Genomic DNA, 231 nt, shown 5'->3' with positions numbered 1-231 from the left:
AGTATTTGCTTGGGTTTCGAGATGCTACTCAGCATCAAGGAAATCGTTACGAGTTCGTTGGTGGAAAGATAGAAGCAGATGAGTCAGCAGCGCAGGCGTTGATAAGAGAAGTGGCGGAAGAGACGGGTATCCTGCTTGATAATAATACTATCGTTAAGCTTGGGCGCTTGCATCATGATTATGGCGATAAGCAGGTCAGCTTACAGGTTTATAAGATTGAGCTGACAGTAG

The 231-nt window shown here is 45.0% G+C and carries 1 protein-coding gene; it reads left to right on the top strand.

All coding sequences use genetic code 11. From position 1 onward, the window contains the following. Window positions 1-231 (top strand): NUDIX domain-containing protein (locus SB725_RS34200; RefSeq protein ID WP_410923827.1); only part of this gene is annotated, 231 nt, incomplete at both ends.

The sequence above is a fragment of the Pseudomonas sp. SIMBA_041 genome, from assembly GCF_046535095.1.
Taxonomy (GTDB): domain Bacteria; phylum Pseudomonadota; class Gammaproteobacteria; order Pseudomonadales; family Pseudomonadaceae; genus Aquipseudomonas; species Aquipseudomonas mucoides.
Note: the sequence above shows the minus strand (reverse complement) of the source record. Positions and strands in the feature narration are given on the sequence as shown.